Raw genomic sequence first — 15,327 nt, 5'->3', positions numbered from 1 at the left:
CCGGGCGCGCAGAGCCGCCGGCCACACCGCGCACGACCCGGGCCTCGTCGTCGACGCCTACCAGTTCTGGCCCCCGCCGAAGCCGCCACCCTCCTGCTGCTCCTGCTCCTGCCGGTCCCGCTCGGCCTCGCGGTTGCGCTCCTCGAGCTCCTGCTGCTGCGGGTCGACCGGCTCCTCGCTCGGACCGTCGGACCCGTCCTGGGGAGCCTCCCCGCCGTCGGCGCCGTCCTGTCCCTGGCCGCCCTGGTCCCGCTCGTCGCCGCCCTGCCCGCCCTGCTGCTGGCGCTCGGCCTCGTCGGCCTTGTCGCGCTGGCGCTGCTCGGTCTCGTCGGGGCTCCCGCCCTCCTGCTGCTCTCCCTGCTCTCCCTGGCCGGGCTCGCCCGACGGCTCCCCGGAAGGCTCACCGGACGGCTGCTCGGAGGGCTCGCCCGACGGCTGGTCCGTGGGCTGCTGCGAGGGGTCGCCGGACGGCTGGTCGCTCGGGTCCTGACCGGAACCGGACTGTTCATCGGACGGGTCCTGGGTGGGCTGCTCGGACGGCTCCTGGCTGGGTTCTCCCGGCGGCTCCTGGGTGGGCTGCTCCTGCGGCTCCTGCTCCTCCTCGGCCGCGGACTCGCCGTCGGAGGTGCACGGCCCGATCGTGTTCATCGCCTCGATGTAGTGGGCGATCGCCATCGCGAGGTCACCGTCCCCGAGGGCGTCGTCCCCCATGGCCTCCAGCGCCAGGGACAGGTTCGTGCGGACGCGGCACTCCGGCGTGGTGGGGTCGGGGTTGCCGTCGGCGTCGGTGGTGCCCTCGGGCACTGCCGCGTGCGCCTCGCGCAGCTCCTCGACCGCCCGGAAGTGCTCGCCGGCCAGCAGCTCGGCGGTGCCGGTGTTGAACGGCGCCTTCCACGGCTCGACGACGACCGGGGTGAAGGTCTTCTGCCGGGCGTAGCGCTCGGCGGCGGTGGCGTGGCGGCCGTCGCCGAAGGCCTGGGCCGCGTAGGCGTTGCCGAGCGTCACACCGAGCAGCAGGGCGGCGGCGAGCAGCAGGGCCAGGACCACCGGCGAGGACCAGCCGAGCATCTGCCGGCGCAGCCGCAGGTGCTCGGGCAGCGGGGCGCGTGGCTCCCGCCGGCCGTACCCGAGACCGGTGTGCTTCTTGGGCGGGTGGGCATCGCTCATGCGGCCACCTCCTGCAGCCGGCGCCACCGCGACGTCAGGCCGAGCGCCTCCCAGGCCACCAGGACTGCGAGCAGGGCGGCGGCAGGCCAGTACACGTCGCGGTAGGTGCTCAGGTCGCGCCGCCCGTCGGAGGCGATCTCCTCGATGTCGATGCCGGCTACGAGGTCGTCCACCGGGGTGGGGGCGATCCGGTGGGAGTACTGCACGCCGAGGCCCTCGGCCACCTGCCGCAGGTTGCGCTCGTCGATCCGCGAGACGGCGGGCGGCGACCCGGGCTGCGTGTCGTCCGTGATGTAGGGCGCGTCGGTGCCCGGACCGGTGGCGTCCGTGCCGTCGTAGCTGCGCATCTGCCCGCCCTGCGCGGTGCCGTAGCCGAGCACGGCTCCGCCGTCGACCAGGGGTGCGAGGTGCCCGTAGCCGACCGTCTCCCCCGTGGCCGAGGAGTCGTCGCCATCGGTGTTCTCCCCGTCGGAGAGGAAGAAGACGAGTCGGACGTTGGCGGGGTTCCGCTCCGCCGCCCCCTCCAGCGCGCCGGTGAGCGCCCGCACCGGACGGTCGATGGTGGACCCGGCCGAGTAGAAGGTGATCTCCTGGCGCAGCGTCTCGGCCCAGGTGCGCACGGCGCGGCCGTCGGTGGTCAGCGGAAGCTGCCGGGTGGCCTGGGAGTCGAAGGCGATGACGGAGTAGCGCGCCCCCGGGACGGCGTTCATGACCGCCACGAGGTCGTGGCGCACGCCGTCGAGCCGGGGCCGCGCGCCGTCGTAGTCCTCGGCGGCCATCGAGCCCGTGCGGTCGACGACGAAGAAGACCTCGGCGTTGGTCTCCACCCGCTGGGTCTCGGCCGGCACGGCCGGGGCGAGCCCGATGACCAGCGTGCACAGCACCATGGCGCCGCGGCGCAGCCAGCTCGTCGACGTGCCGTCCCGGGTGCGGCGCGCCCGCCACCACGCCGCCCCGCACAGCACGAGGAGCGGGCCGAGGACCAGCACGAGCGCCCACACGGGCCAGACGAGTCGCAGGATCATGAGCGCACCCGCCACAGCACCAGCAGCAGCACCGTCAGGCCGCCGACCAGCCATCCGTACCAGCGGTCCGGCCGGTCGGTGATGACGACCTCCGGCTCGGCGTCGAGGTCCACCGCCTGCTGCGCCTCGATGTCCTCGATGATCCCGTCGACGGCGCCCGGGTCGTCCGCCTCGAAGAACAGCCCACCACCGCCGGTCACCACCTGCTCGAGCTCGGCGCGGGCCTCCTCGGAGTCCGCGTCGCTCATGGACGCGTACAGGCCGTGGACGGCGATGTCCCGCTCGGCGGAGAGCTCGGCCGCCTCCGGCAGCGTGTAGATCGGGGTGCCCAGGACGAGGTTGTCCGTGGCCAGGATGATCGAGCGGGACCGCTGCGTGTCCTCGGCGTCGAACGCGAGCGCGCAGGTGGCGAGGCCGTCGCCGACCAGCGAGGAGGACTCGTTGTCCAGCGACACGGTCCCGGTCAGGAACTCCTCGAGGTTCTCGAGCGCCTCCTGGTCGTACACCCAGGCGTCGAGGTCGAAGTCCAGGGCGGTCGCGGCGGCGTCGAGCTCGGCCTTGACCAGGGCGTAGTCGTCGGTGAGCGGGAAGACGGTGCGCGAGGTGTTGTTCCACACGCTCAGCGCGATCCGCTCGCCCTCGAAGGAGTCGACCATCTCGGAGAACTTCTGCACGATCTCGGTGTCGAGCTCGATCATCGAGCCGGAGACGTCCAGGCACAGCACGATGTCGCGGGTGGCGAGGATCTCCGAGCGCACGTCGCGGTCGACGGGCCGGGCGGTCAGCGACGCCACCGCCAGCGACGTCAGCGCCAGCGCGGCCGCCCCCAGGACGAGCCCCCCGCGCAGGACCCGCAGGCGACGCCGGTAGCCGGACAGGCCCCGCAGGTAGGCGGAGTTCGCCACCCAGGTGACGGCCGCACCCGAAGACGGGCGCCCGCGCCAGAACCAGCCGGCGAGCGCGGCCAGGGCGATCACGACCAGCACGAGGGGGACGAGCCAGGGCGTCACCACTGCGCGACCACCTCCTTGGCGTGCGCGGCGGAGGCGGCAGCCTCGGCGTCGGAGCGGACCGCGAAGCTCGGCTCCTCCCAGTGGGAGAGCAGGTCACCGACCCGCCGGGTCGGGTCGTACCCGGCGATGTCGCCGCGGGTCCAGGCGCGCACGTCCGTGCCGATGCGCTCGGAGGCGAACTCGCGCATGGTGCGGGCAAGCTCGAGGTGCAGGGCGCGCAGGTCGTGCTCGCGCTCGTAGCGCTCGAAGTGCTGGTCGACCTCGGCGGCGTAGCGCTGCCGCATCGACGGCGTCATCGGGCCGGGGGCCTCGCGCCGGCTGCGGCGGCGGGCCACCCGGGCGGGGTCGGTCCACCGGTGCACGAAGACGTACCAGGCGGCGACCAGGAGCAGGAGCACGAGGCCGAGCACCGGCACCCACCAGGTGTAGGCCTCGGGAGGCAGGACGTCAGCGTCGGGCACGGCGCTGTCTCCGGAGCAGGTCGATGAGCCGGTCCACCACGTCGTCCTCGCTGGTGACGGTCACCTGCTCGATGCCGCGACGGCGGAGCATCGCACGCACCTCGGACCGCCGGCCCTCGACGGCGGCGAGGGCCTCCGCGTGGAGCGCGTCGTCGTCGCGCAGGAACGCCGGCAGCGGCGCCGCACTGTCGACGTCCGCCGTCGGCCCGATGCCGGCGACGGTGGGCAGGGCGTCGGCGACGGCGATCACCATCACCTCGTGGCGGGTACGCAGCCGGCGCAGGGCGTCCTCGTGCTCGGGCCCGGGCCGGGCCTCGTCGGTGATGAGGACCACGAGCGCCCGGCGGGTGAACCAGGTCAGCACCCGGTCGAGCACGCGCCCGAGGTCCGACGGCGGGGCGTCGAGCACGAGGTCGCGCTCGAGGGTGCGCAGCAGCGTCTCCAGGTGCGCGGTGCCGCCCCGGCCCGGCAGCTGGGTCATGCGCTCGGCGTCACCGGCCACCAGGGCCACCAGGTCGCCGCGGGAGCGAGCCAGGTAGGCGACGACGTCGGCGGCGAACAGGGCCACCTCGGACTTGCGCTGCCCCGACGCCGCGGTGGCCGCCATGTTCCGGCCGGTGTCCACGGCGAGCACCATCGCCAGGTTCGACTCGCGCACGAACCGGCGGATGATGGGGTGCCCCGCCCTGGCGGAGGACTTCCAGTCGATGTCGCCGACGTCGTCGCCCGGCCGGTACTCGACCTGGTCGTCGAAGTCCTGCCCGTGCCCCGAGAAGATCGACCGGTGCCGCCCCTCGAGCAGCCCGGCGGCGCGCCGGACCGTCGGCAGGTCCAGGCGGGCGCGGACCTTGGCGAGGCGGGAGGCGGTGGACATCGTGCCGGGCGCCCTCAGGGGGTGGGGACGGTGGCGAAGACGGCGTCGACGAGCGACTCCGGCGCCACGTTGTTCGCCAGCGCGTCGTAGGTCCGGACCAGGCGGTGGCGCAGGACGGGGTGGCGCAGCTTCTTGACGTCGTCGGGCACCACGTAGGTGCGGCCCTCCTGCAGGGCGACGGCCTGGGCCACGCGCATGAGCGCGATGCCGCCGCGCGGCGAGGCGCCGACGCGCACGTGCTGGTTGAAGTTGGGCAGGGGCCGGGGACCGCCGCCGCGCGTGGTGTTGATCAGCGCCACGATGTACTGCTTGATGGACAGGTCCACGTAGACCCGGTTGACGAGCTGCTGCAGGAACATCACGTCGTCGAGGCCGATGGGCTCGTCCTCGATCGGGTGGGTGAAGGCGCCCGAGGAGGTCAGCTCGAGGATCTCCACCTCCTCGTTGGGGGTGGGGTAGGTGAGCACCTCCTTCATGAGGAAGCGGTCCATCTGGGCCTCGGGGAGGACGTAGGTGCCCTCCTCCTCGATGGGGTTCTGGGTGGCGAGCACCATGAACGGCTTCGGCAGCGCGAAGACCTCACCGCCGATGGAGGTCTGCTTCTCCTGCATCGCCTCGAGCATCGCCGACTGGGTCTTGGCCGACGAGCGGTTGATCTCGTCCAGCAGCACGAAGTTGGCGTGGACCGGGCCGAGCTGGATGGTGAAGTCGTTGGTGGCGTAGTTGAAGATCTGGGTGCCCACGATGTCGTTGGGCATGAGGTCCGGCGTGCACTGGATGCGGTGGAAGGTGCCCGAGACCGCGCCCGCGAGGGTCTGCGCGGCGGTCGTCTTGGCCAGGCCGGGCACGGACTCCAGGAGGACGTGGCCGCCGGAGAGCATGGTCGAGATGAGCGCCACACGCAGGCTGTCCTGACCGACGACGCGCTGGCCGAAGATGTTGCTGATCCGCGCGATGAGCCCGGTGGCGCGGCGCGTGTCGGACTCGGAGATCGTGCCGACCTCGTCCACGCGTTGCCGGTGCTGCTGCTCCGGCTGCGCCAGCCAGACCTCGGAGCGCCCCGGGCGGCTCCTCGAACCCGTTGCCGATGCGTCCATCGTCCCCCACTCTCGGTCAGCCTGACTGCGCCGAGACTATGTCAATCGTCCCGGTCGGCGCTGGCGCCGGTGGGGGGACATCTCCCCCGGCGAGGGGGCCGTGGGCCGGCCCGGCGCTCACCCGGGCTCCGCGCGGGGTCAGCATGCGGGCTGCAGCGAACCACGGGCCGCGCAGAGTCGTCAGAGCGGGGCGAGGCGGGCCTTGAGCAGGCAGAACTCGTTGCCCTCGGGGTCGGCCAGGACGTGCCAGGGCTCCTCGCCGGTCTGCCCGATGTCGGCCGGGACCGCCCCGAGCTTCAGGAGGCGCTCGAGCTCGGCGTCCTGGTCGCGGTCGGTGGCGTTGACGTCGATGTGCAGCCGGGACTTCCCGGGCTCCGGCTCGTCCCGGACGCTGAGGATGATCGTCGGCTGCGGGCCGCCGAACCCTTCGCGCGGACCGATCTCGAGGGTGCCGTCGTCCTCACGATCGAGGACGACGAAGTCCAGGACCTCGCACCAGAACCGCGCCAGCACCTCGGGGTCACGGCAACCCAGGACGAGCTCACTGATACGACATGCCATCTGACGGACCTTCCTCTCACGTGGGGGACCTGCCGGTGCGGCCGCGCGCGGGGCTCTCGAGCTTCCCCACGGTCGGGGACCGCGCTCGGGACCGTACCTGCCGAGGCGAGCAGCTGGGAAGGGGGCGGCGCACGAGCGCCTACCCTGGACGGGTGACCCAGAACGCCCGCCGTGACACCCAGGTCTGGTGGTACGCCGCCGGCGCGCTGCCCCTGGGCGTGCTCGGGCTCGTCGCCGGCCTGCTGCTGACCGGGGCCGCGGCCCCGCCGGCGCTCTTCGACCCCGGACCGCTCGTGCGGTGGGGCCTGCCGCTCGTCACCCTCCTCACCCACGCCGCAGCGGCCACGACCGTCGGGGCGTTCGCCCTGTGCGCCCTCGTGCTGCCCGCGCCGGACCGCAGCCCGCGGCCGGACCACCGCCCGCAGCGCGGGCGCGACGGCGGGACGGACCTGCCCGCGCGCCCCTCCCGGCGGACGGCTGTCGACGGCCGGGCGTGGCCGCTGGCCGCCCGCACCGGCGCGGTCGCCGCCGTCGTGTGGGCCCTGGCCCAGCTGGCCCACCTGCTTCTCACGCACGCCTCGATCGTCGGGACCATCGGCGGGCCCGGCTACGGGGAGCAGCTGCAGCAGTTCGTCACCGACATCGAGCTCGGTCAGATCCTGCTCTGGGCGACGGCGCTGACCGCCGTGGTGTCGCTGGTGGCGGTGGCGGTCGGCGGCTACGTCTCCGCCGCCTGGGCGGGCGTCCTCGCCCTGGTGGCGCTGGTGCCGATCGCCCTCACCGGCCACGCGGCGGGCGCAGCCAGCCACGAGCTGGCGGTCTCCTCCTGGTGGATGCACGTCGGCGGCGTGACCGTCTGGGCCGGCGGGCTCGCCGTCCTCTGCGTCGTGGCGACGCGCACCGGGCGGGACCTGCCGGACGCGGCGGAGCGCTACTCGACCGTCGCGCTGTGGTGCTTCGTCATCGTCGCCCTCTCGGGCATCGCGAACGGCTGGATCCGGCTCGGCTCCCCCGTCGAGCTCGTCACCCACCCCTACGGTCAGCTGCTCGCCCTCAAGATCGTGCTGACCGTCGGCCTCGGCGTCGCGGGCTGGGCCCACCGTCGGGCCACGCTGCCGGCGGTCCGGGCCGACGCCGCCGCGGCGTCGGGGACGGGTGCACGCCGCGTCGGGTGGGCGTTCTGGCGGCTCGCCGGCGTCGAGGTGCTCGTCATGGGCGCGGTGATGGGCGTCGCCGTCGCGCTCGGCTCCTCCGCCCCGCCGGTGCCGCAGGAGCCCGTCCAGGACCCCTCGCCCACGTACTTCCTCACCGGCAACCCGGTGCCGCCCTTCCCGACGGCGCTCACCTACCTCACGCAGTGGCGTCTCGACCCGCTGACGGCGTTCCTGAGCGCCGCCGCCGTCGTCGTCTACCTCCTGTGGGTCCGGCGGCTGCGCAGCCGTGGGGACGCGTGGCCGGTGGGGCGCACGCTCGCCTGGGTCGCCGGCTTTCTGCTCTTCTTCTGGGTCACCAACGGCGGCCCCATCGTGTACGGCTCGATCCTCTTCAGCGCGCACATGCTCCAGCACATGCTGCTGGCCATGGTGGTGCCGATCTTCGTGGTCCTCGGCGCACCCGTGACGCTGGCCGTGCGGGCGCTGCCGCACCGCCGGGACGGCTCGCGCGGGCCGCGCGAGTGGCTGCTGGCTCTGGTCCATTCGCGGGTGGCGCAGTTCTTCGCGCACCCCGTCATCGCGGCGATCAACTTCGCCGGCTCGCTCATCGTCTTCTACTACACCCCGCTCTTCGAGCTGGCCCTGACGACGCACGTGGGCCACATCCTCATGATCGTGCACTTCACCCTCGCCGGGTACCTCTTCGCCAACGCCCTGATCGGCATCGACCCCGGCCCCACCCGCCCGTCGTACCCGCTGCGGCTCCTGCTCCTGCTGGCGACGATGGGCTTCCACGCGTTCTTCGGCGTCTCGATCATCTCCTCCACCACGCTGCTGGCCGCCGACTTCTTCGGACGGCTCGGGCTGCCCTGGTGGCAGGACGCGCTCGCGGACCAGGAGAAGGGCGGCGCGATCACCTGGGGCATCGGCGAGATCCCCACGCTCGCCCTGGCGATCGGCGTGGCCGTCGCCTGGGCCAAGGACGACGCCCGCACGGCCAGGCGCTCCGACCGGCAGGCGGACCGCGACGACGACGCCGAGCTGCGTGCGTACAACGCGATGCTGGCGGCCCGGTCGGCCTCCGACGACGCTGCCGCCGCCGCCGGCGAGCCGAGGACGGCCGCCGAGCCGCACCCACCCGCCGGGCCGGGGCCAGCCGCCGGGCCTAGGCCGCCCGCCGGGGCGGACCGGTCCGCGCACGAAGTCTGACCGCCGTTCGCGCCACAGCTCCGGCGCCCAGGTGGGACGGTGGGGGCGCCCCACCTGTAGGTGCGTCGGCCGCCCCAGGCCGGCCGCCACCGTGCCCGAGGAGGTCTCGATGACGCGCCTGGTCCCCAGCGCAGCGGACCTGCCCACCGGCGTCGCCACGAACGGCCGGCTGGGGACCACGACGGTGGCGCTCGTCGAGGAGTACCCGGTGGTCGCCGTCGGCGTCGCGCAGATGCTTCACCCACGGCCCGAGATCAGCTTCCGCGGTGCTTTCACCGACGTGGCCGAGCTGCTGTCGACGGACGAGCGCGTGGACGTGGTGCTCCTCGCCCTACGGCTCCCCGACGGGTCGGAGCCCGGTGCGAACGTCGGGGCGCTGCAGGAGTCGGGCTCGCGTGTCGTCGTCTTCACGGGAGGTGACAGCCCGTACCTCCTGCGCCTCGCCGCCGACGCCGGGGTCGCCGGGGTCGTGCGGAAGACCGCCGACGGCGACCTGCTCGCCCGAGCCGTGGTCGCCGTCGCCCGCGGCGAGGAGGTGCCCGCCGCCGCCCGGCCGGAGCGACCACCGGTGCTGCTGTCCAGGCGCGAGTGCGAGACGCTGGCGCTCTACGCAGCCGGCGAGAAGTCCGAGCGGGTGGCGGCGCGGCTGGGGATCTCTCGCGAGACGGTCAACGACTACATCGGCCGGGCGCGCGCAAAGTACCGCGGTGCCGGCCGGCAGGCCGACACGAAGATCGACCTCTACAAGCGCGCGGTCGAGGACGGCATCCTGCCGGGCCCAGGGCTGCCCGGGGCGTGAGCGCGAGCGCGCGAGGACAGCGCGACCGGAACCGGCACCGGCACCTCAGCGGCGGCTCACTGGTCGAGGACGACGTCCTGTCCCGAGAAGGTGAGGCGGACGCTGCCGTCCTCGGGCGCCGCGGCGACGAGGTCGAGACCGAGCGGCAGCCGAACGTCCAGGTCCAGGGACAGCAGGTCCTCGTCGACGATCCCGGTGAGCGAGTCGGCGTCGATCTCCGCGCCCCCGAGACTGATCGAGCTCACCGAGATGGTCAGGGTGCCGTTCTCCACAGCGGGCTCGGCGAGGATGGCGAGGTCGGCGCCCAGCACCTCGGTGCCCAGCTCCACCCCGTCCGCGGTGGAACCGACGGTGACGTCGGCCCGCGGCACTCGTCGGTCGACGAGGGACTGCAGGGCGGCGTCGGGGAGTGTGGCGACCACCTCGAGGTCCCCCACGGTGATCGGCTGCTCGACCGCGACCGCCCGGGCGTGAGCCCGCACGTCGACGAGCTCGACACCCTCGACCACGACGGCGCCGGCGCTCGCCCGGACGCTGTCCAGCTCCCCGGTCGCGAGCTGGGTCAGGAACGGGAAGCCCTCGATCGTCACGGTGCGCTCGCCGCTGACGTCGAGGTAGCCGTCGATCTGTTCGGCGACCCGATCCTCCGCCCGGGCGTGCAGCACCCGGTCGGCGACGACGGCGCCCACCGCGAGGAGCACCACGAGGACAACGGCCGTCGTCACGAAGCGTCGCATGTCCTTACGGTAGGTGCGCCGGTGCGCGGGCGCCGATCCGCGCGGCCACGGTCCTCTCGCCGCCGCGGGGCGGCCATGACGTGCCCGTTTGTGTACTGTCGGGGCGCGTGGGAGGTGAGGACATGGCGGACGACGCCGGAGAGCTGGCTCGGCTGGCGGCCGACCCGCGCACCCCGCTGACGACGCTCCAGCAGCTGGCCCAGGAGCACCCCGAGCTGCGCGCGGCGGTCGCGGCGAACCCCTCCACCTACCCGGCGCTCGTCGAGTGGCTCGGGCGCCTCGGCATGCCCGACGTCGATGCGGCGCTGGCCCGGCGGGCCCAGCCGGCCGCGCCCGCCGGCGAGCCGGGACCGGCCGCGCCGGAGGCGGAACCGCAGCCGGAACGGCCGGGCGACGGAGCTCCGGAACCGGGCGAGACGCAGGAGACGGAGGCGGTCGCGCCGCCGGCGCGTGCCGCCGGCGGCGCCGAGCGGGAGGTCGAGATCGACGACCGGCCGACTCTCGTCCGGCCCGCTGCGACCACGCCCGGCACACCTGCCGCGGGCGCGGAGACCACGGCCGGCGAGCACGACGACACGCAGGAACCGTCGGCCGCCGAGGAGCCCACGGCGGCCGCTGAGGGGCCCACGGAGCGGGACGTCCCGGCACGGTCGGTCGATGAGACCGCCACGACGCCGCGGGCCGAGCCGGTGCCCGACGACGGCCAGCCGTTCGACCCCTACGCCACAGCGGTCTTCACCGACCCCGACCTCCTTCGGGCGGACGGCGAGACCGCACCGCCCACCTTCACCCCGTCGGAGCCGGTCGCACGCCCCGTCGAGGCGATGCCGACCGATGCCCCGACCGAGGTCTTCTCGCCCGTGGCTCCCACTCGACCGGCGCGCGCGACCGCCGAGCCGGCGGCCGGTGCCGCAGGCGGCGAACCCGCGGCCGGTGCTGCGGGCGAGCCGGCGGCCGGTGCCGCGGGCGCCGGGCCACGGGTCTTCGGCTTCGACCCACCTGCCTCGACGCCGCCTGGGGGTCTGCGCCGGGTGATCGCCACCTCCGACCCCGGGGGTCGCCGGCCGATGTGGATGCTGCTGGCGCTGGTCGGCCTGCTGATCCTCATCGCCCTGATCGTGTTCCTCGCGACGCGCGGCGATGACGAACCCGTGACCCCGCCGGCCACCACCGGCGCGGCGACGACCGCCACCACGACGGAACCGACCACCGCCGCGACCCAGGAGGCGACGACGGACGTCGACGCCGCCCGCACGGCACTCGTCGCCCTCCCTGATGCCACGACCTGCGACGATGCCGCCGCCGACAGCGCCGTCGTCGACGAGTTCGCCGCTGCCGCCGCGCCGGGAGGCACCTGGCAGGACCCCGCCTCCGGCGAGGTCGTGCTCACGGCCCTGCGCGGCGTCCAGGACGCCTGCGACCCGGCCTACGCCGTCGCCGTCGAGCAGGCCCTGCTCGACGACCCGGAGACGTCGACGGCTGTCGTCACCACGCTCGGCGACGCGACGGAGTGGGTGCGGCTCGCGCGACCAGCCCCACCCGGCGCCCAGGAGCGCACCAGCTTCACCAGCCCGTCGGCGAACATCGCCTGCACCCTCGGCGCCGAGACCGACGCGGCCGCCTGCACGATCACCGACCGGGACTTCCCGGATCCCGAAGGCTGCTCACCAGGCCCGGTCACGCTCGCCGTGAGCCTCGGCGGGGCCGCGGCCCCGAACTGCCCGGCGGGCCCCGTCGCGGGCAACGGCGTGCTCGAGTACGGACAGTCGGCGACCGCCGGCTACTTCGCCTGCACGAGCGAGCGGGACGGCGTGACGTGCTGGAGCACGCTCACCGGACAGGGATTCTCGGTGGCCCGGGCGGCGTTCGAGACGTTCTGAGTCCCGGGCGCGGCCGACCACCGGTGCACGGACCCGTCGGCCGGACGGCCCCCGGCAGCCGGACGGACGCACGGGCAGCCGGACGGGCGCACGGGCAGCCGGGCGGGCGCACGTGTCGTCGGGCGGGCGCACGGGTCGCCGGTCGGGCCTACCCGGCCCATGCCGCCAGGCCGGCCGCGACGGCCTCGGCGTACCGCTGGCGTCCTTCCTCCGTCTGCACCAGCTCCGCCTCCTCCGGGTTGCGCATCTCGGCCAGCTCGAGGATGACGGCGGGCCGCTCGGCCCAGTTGAGCGTCCCCAGGTCGGCGCGCTCGCTCAACGCGCTCGCGTAGGAGCCGGACGGCGGGAAGCCCGCCTCACCGAGCGCGCCGAGAAGAGCTGTGGCGAGGGCGCGGGAGGGCTCGCCCTGCGGCTCGTTCAACGGGGGCGCCGAGACGATCGCGAAGTAGCCCTGGGCGGCCGGGTTCTCCGAGCCGTTGGCGTGGATCGAGACCAGAACGTCGGCGTCGACGTCGCCGGCCGTCCGCCCGCGCACGTCGACGCACGGCCCCACCGAGGTGTCGTCGCTCCTGGTGAGGGTGACCCGGGCGCCGTCGGCCTGCAGGAGGTCGCGGGCGCGCTGGGCGACGTCCCAGGTGAAGGCGTGCTCGGGGTAGCCCGTGAGCGTGGAGGTGCCCACCGTGTTGCAGGACTTCGCCCCGCCGCGCCCGTCCCCCACCTGGGCGTTGATCTGCGCGACGTTCTCGGCGTTACCGCCGTTGTGCCCGGGGTCGAGGACCACGTGGAGCCCGTCGAGCGGAGGTGGCTCGGCACTCGGCGTCGCCTCGCTCGCCTTCGCGGACGGCGTTCCTGCCCCCGCCGCCGGTGACGGCCGGTCGGGGCGGTCCGCCGGCTCGAGCGGGCGCGAGCCGAGCCAGAGCCCGACGACGATGACCGACGCCAAGGCGAGCACACCCAGGACGCGGACCGTGACGGCCCGGCGCCCGACGGACGACGCACCGGCAGGTTCGCTCATCCGGCCATCCTGGCAGCCGGACCGAGCCGGTGCGCCGTGCGAACGACTTGCGCCGCCGTGCTCGACGTACGGGTCCCTGTGCGAACGACTGGCGCCGCCGTGCTCGACGTGCAGTCCGTGTGCGAGCGACGGGCGCCACGCTCCTGACGTGCGGGTCTGTCGCGGACGGGGTGCGTCCCATGGTGGGATGGGCGGGTGACCGACGCCACAGACTCCCGGCCCGACACCCCGTTCCACGACCTCGACGCGTACCTGGCGCTGCCCCGGCTGGGGGCGCTCACGCTCTCGCCCGACGGCACCCGCCTCGTGACGGGCGTGAGCGTGCTCGACGACGACGGCACCAAGTACGTGACGGCGTTGTGGGAGGTCGACCCCTCCGGTGAGCGGCCCGCGCGCCGGCTGACGCGCGGCGCCAAGGGCGAGTCGCAGGCCCGGTTCACCCCGGCCGGCGACCTGCTCTTCATCGCCTCCAGGCCCTCCGGCGGAGACGACGACGAACCCGCCGCGCTCTGGGCGATCCCGGGCGGTGGCGGCGAGGCCCGGGTCCTCGTCACGCACCCCGGCGGGGTCGACGGCGTCCACACCCCGATCTCCGGCGGCACCGCCGTCGTGCAGGCCACGGCGCTCCCACGCGGCACGGACCTGGCCGAGGAGAAGCGCCTGCGGGACGCACGGAAGGACAAGAAGGTCTCCGCGATCCTCCACGCGGGGTACCCGGTGCGCTACTGGGACCACGACCTCGGCCCGTCGGCACCGCGGCTGTACGCCGTCGATCTCGGCGACGGCGGCGCCGTGACGTCGTCCGACGCCGCGGCGGCTCAGGAGCCGGAGCTCGAGCTGCGCGACCTCGCGCCCGACGCCGCCACACACCTGGTGGAGACCAGCCACGACGTCGCACCCGACGGTACGTTCCTCGTCACCGAGTGGCTCGTGCCCGAGGGCCGGGCGTCGCAGCGGTCGGACCTGGTGCGCATCGACGTCGCGTCCGGCGACCGCCTTACCTTGCTCGCCGCCGACGAGGAGCTCGAGTACGGGTCGCCACGGATCAGCCCCGACGGCGGACGCCTCACCTACGTCCAGGACGAGCGGTCCACGGCCGAGAAGGCGCCGGCTCTGACGCTCTGGCTGCTCGACCTGGCGAGCGGTGCCCGGCGACGCCTCGGCGAGGGATGGGACGCCTGGCCGGGCGAGCTGCGCTGGCTGCCGGACGGCACCGGCCTGGTCATGGCCGCCGACCGCGACGGCCGCGCCCCGCTCTTCCACGTCGACGCCACCAGCGGGGCCGTCACCCGCCTCACCGACGACGGTGCCTACTCGGACCTGGTGGTCGCGCCCGACGGTACGTGCGTCTACGCGCTCCGGTCCTCCTACGCCCACCCGACCGAGGTCGTGCGCGTCGAGCTGACGGGCATCACCGCGAGCTTCACCGAGGGCAGCGCGGTCGTGACGTCGCTGCGGGGCCCGGCAGCGCGTCCCGAGCTGCCCGGCACGCTCAGCGAGGTCGAGGCGACGACGGAGGACGGCACCCGCGTGCGGTCGTGGCTCGCGGTCCCGCACGGTGCGGGCAGCGACCGTCCGGCGCCCCTGCTGCTGTGGATCCACGGTGGGCCGCTCGGGTCGTGGAACGCGTGGAGCTGGCGCTGGAACCCCTGGCTCATGGTCGCGCAGGGATACGCGGTGCTGCTGCCGGACCCGGCGCTCTCCACCGGCTACGGCCAGGCCATGGTCCAGCGCGGGTGGGGCCGGTGGGGCGCCGAGCCGTTCACCGACCTGATGGCCGCCACGGATGCTGCCGAGGCCCTGCCCGAGATCGACGCCTCACGCACTGCTGCGATGGGCGGATCGTTCGGTGGGTACATGGCGAACTGGGTGGCCGGGCACACGGACCGCTTCCGGGCGATCGTCACGCACGCCAGCCTCTGGGCGCTGGAGGGCTTCGGTCCGACGACCGACGCCTCGTACTACTGGGCGCGGGAGATGAGCCCGGCGATGCAGGAGGTCAACTCCCCGCACCACCACGTGGGCAACATCCGCACGCCCATGCTCGTCATCCACGGGGACAAGGACTACCGCGTCCCGATCGGCGAGGGTCTGCGGCTCTGGTACGAGCTGCTCTCGGCGTCCGGCCTGCCGCAGGAGGCGGACGGCTCGACGGTCCACCGGTTCTTGTACTTCCCGGACGAGAACCACTGGGTCCTGACACCGCAGCACGCCAAGGTCTGGTACCAGGTGGTGCTGGGCTTCCTCGCCGAGCACGTGCTCGGCGGCGGCACCGCCGAGCTGCCCGAGCTCCTCGGCTGATGGGTCCGGCTGTCCGGCCGACGGATCCGGCTGC

At 74.3% G+C, this 15,327-nt stretch carries 13 protein-coding genes; 4 read left to right on the top strand and 9 right to left on the bottom strand.

Annotation, left to right across the window (positions count from 1 at the left end):
* Window positions 1-57: 57 nt before the first annotated feature.
* The 7 genes from GD748_RS06390 to GD748_RS06360 form a co-directional block, all read right to left on the bottom strand.
* Window positions 58-1,167, bottom strand: coding sequence for a PT domain-containing protein (locus tag GD748_RS06390; protein ID WP_152194272.1), 1,110 nt, complete (start codon window positions 1,165-1,167; stop codon window positions 58-60).
* The gene (locus tag GD748_RS06385; protein WP_193312841.1) at window positions 1,164-2,192 is read right to left on the bottom strand and encodes a vWA domain-containing protein; all 1,029 of its coding nucleotides are present in this window, start codon (window positions 2,190-2,192) and stop codon (window positions 1,164-1,166) included. The genes GD748_RS06390 and GD748_RS06385 overlap by 4 nt, the downstream gene beginning before the upstream one ends.
* On the bottom strand, window positions 2,189-3,202 hold the full coding sequence (locus GD748_RS06380; RefSeq protein WP_152194270.1) for a vWA domain-containing protein: 1,014 nt from the start codon (window positions 3,200-3,202) through the stop codon (window positions 2,189-2,191). The genes GD748_RS06385 and GD748_RS06380 overlap by 4 nt, the downstream gene beginning before the upstream one ends.
* A complete protein-coding gene (locus GD748_RS06375) occupies window positions 3,199-3,666 on the bottom strand; it encodes a hypothetical protein (RefSeq protein WP_152194269.1) in 468 nt (155 codons plus the stop codon). The genes GD748_RS06380 and GD748_RS06375 overlap by 4 nt, the downstream gene beginning before the upstream one ends.
* Complete coding sequence (locus GD748_RS06370; protein ID WP_152194268.1) at window positions 3,653-4,540, bottom strand: DUF58 domain-containing protein; 888 nt, start codon at window positions 4,538-4,540, stop codon at window positions 3,653-3,655. The genes GD748_RS06375 and GD748_RS06370 overlap by 14 nt, the downstream gene beginning before the upstream one ends.
* 14 nt (window positions 4,541-4,554) lie before the next feature.
* A complete protein-coding gene (locus GD748_RS06365; RefSeq protein WP_152194267.1) occupies window positions 4,555-5,637 on the bottom strand; it encodes an AAA family ATPase in 1,083 nt (360 codons plus the stop codon).
* Window positions 5,638-5,817: 180 nt separating this feature from the next.
* Window positions 5,818-6,198, bottom strand: coding sequence for a VOC family protein (locus tag GD748_RS06360; RefSeq protein ID WP_152194266.1), 381 nt, complete (start codon window positions 6,196-6,198; stop codon window positions 5,818-5,820).
* A 152-nt stretch (window positions 6,199-6,350) separates the two neighbouring features.
* On the opposite strand from GD748_RS06360, the gene GD748_RS06355 reads away from it, so the two are divergent.
* Window positions 6,351-8,561, top strand: a complete 2,211-nt coding sequence (locus GD748_RS06355) for a cytochrome c oxidase assembly protein (RefSeq protein WP_226920828.1) — start codon at window positions 6,351-6,353, stop codon at window positions 8,559-8,561.
* 109 nt (window positions 8,562-8,670) lie between these two features.
* Complete coding sequence (locus tag GD748_RS06350) at window positions 8,671-9,360, top strand: response regulator transcription factor (protein ID WP_152194264.1); 690 nt, start codon at window positions 8,671-8,673, stop codon at window positions 9,358-9,360.
* Window positions 9,361-9,416: 56 nt separating this feature from the next.
* Here the strand turns inward: GD748_RS06350 and GD748_RS06345 are convergent, their stop codons facing one another.
* Window positions 9,417-10,097, bottom strand: a complete 681-nt coding sequence (locus GD748_RS06345; RefSeq protein ID WP_152194263.1) for an LmeA family phospholipid-binding protein — start codon at window positions 10,095-10,097, stop codon at window positions 9,417-9,419.
* A 122-nt stretch (window positions 10,098-10,219) separates the two neighbouring features.
* Between GD748_RS06345 and GD748_RS06340 the strand changes: the two genes are divergently transcribed.
* Window positions 10,220-11,977: a variant leucine-rich repeat-containing protein gene (locus GD748_RS06340; protein ID WP_152194262.1), complete on the top strand. Its 1,758-nt coding sequence runs from the start codon at window positions 10,220-10,222 to the stop codon at window positions 11,975-11,977.
* A gap of 148 nt (window positions 11,978-12,125) precedes the next feature.
* Here GD748_RS06340 and GD748_RS06335 read toward each other — a convergent pair whose 3' ends face one another.
* Window positions 12,126-12,992, bottom strand: coding sequence for an N-acetylmuramoyl-L-alanine amidase (locus tag GD748_RS06335; RefSeq protein ID WP_152194261.1), 867 nt, complete (start codon window positions 12,990-12,992; stop codon window positions 12,126-12,128).
* Window positions 12,993-13,187: 195 nt separating this feature from the next.
* Here GD748_RS06335 and GD748_RS06330 point away from each other — a divergent pair, with 195 nt between their 5' ends.
* The gene (locus GD748_RS06330; protein ID WP_152194260.1) at window positions 13,188-15,293 is read left to right on the top strand and encodes a S9 family peptidase; all 2,106 of its coding nucleotides are present in this window, start codon (window positions 13,188-13,190) and stop codon (window positions 15,291-15,293) included.
* Window positions 15,294-15,327: the final 34 nt, after the last annotated feature.

The organism is Georgenia subflava (genome assembly GCF_009193155.1).
Taxonomy (GTDB): Bacteria; Actinomycetota; Actinomycetes; order Actinomycetales; family Actinomycetaceae; genus Georgenia; species Georgenia subflava.
This window is presented reverse-complemented; position numbering and strand designations above follow the sequence as displayed.

Bases quoted from the DNA above. Each gene is read 5' to 3' on its own strand.
- GD748_RS06390 (WP_152194272.1), bottom strand. From the start codon at position 1,167: ATGAGCGATGCCCACCCGCCCAAGAAGCACACCGGTCTCGGGTACGGC.
- GD748_RS06385 (WP_193312841.1), bottom strand. From the start codon at position 2,192: ATGATCCTGCGACTCGTCTGGCCCGTGTGGGCGCTCGTGCTGGTCCTC.
- GD748_RS06370 (WP_152194268.1), bottom strand. From the start codon at position 4,540: ATGTCCACCGCCTCCCGCCTCGCCAAGGTCCGCGCCCGCCTGGACCTG.
- GD748_RS06365 (WP_152194267.1), bottom strand. From the start codon at position 5,637: ATGGACGCATCGGCAACGGGTTCGAGGAGCCGCCCGGGGCGCTCCGAG.
- GD748_RS06360 (WP_152194266.1), bottom strand. From the start codon at position 6,198: ATGGCATGTCGTATCAGTGAGCTCGTCCTGGGTTGCCGTGACCCCGAG.
- GD748_RS06350 (WP_152194264.1), top strand. From the start codon at position 8,671: ATGACGCGCCTGGTCCCCAGCGCAGCGGACCTGCCCACCGGCGTCGCC.
- GD748_RS06345 (WP_152194263.1), bottom strand. From the start codon at position 10,097: ATGCGACGCTTCGTGACGACGGCCGTTGTCCTCGTGGTGCTCCTCGCG.
- GD748_RS06340 (WP_152194262.1), top strand. From the start codon at position 10,220: ATGGCGGACGACGCCGGAGAGCTGGCTCGGCTGGCGGCCGACCCGCGC.
- GD748_RS06335 (WP_152194261.1), bottom strand. From the start codon at position 12,992: ATGAGCGAACCTGCCGGTGCGTCGTCCGTCGGGCGCCGGGCCGTCACG.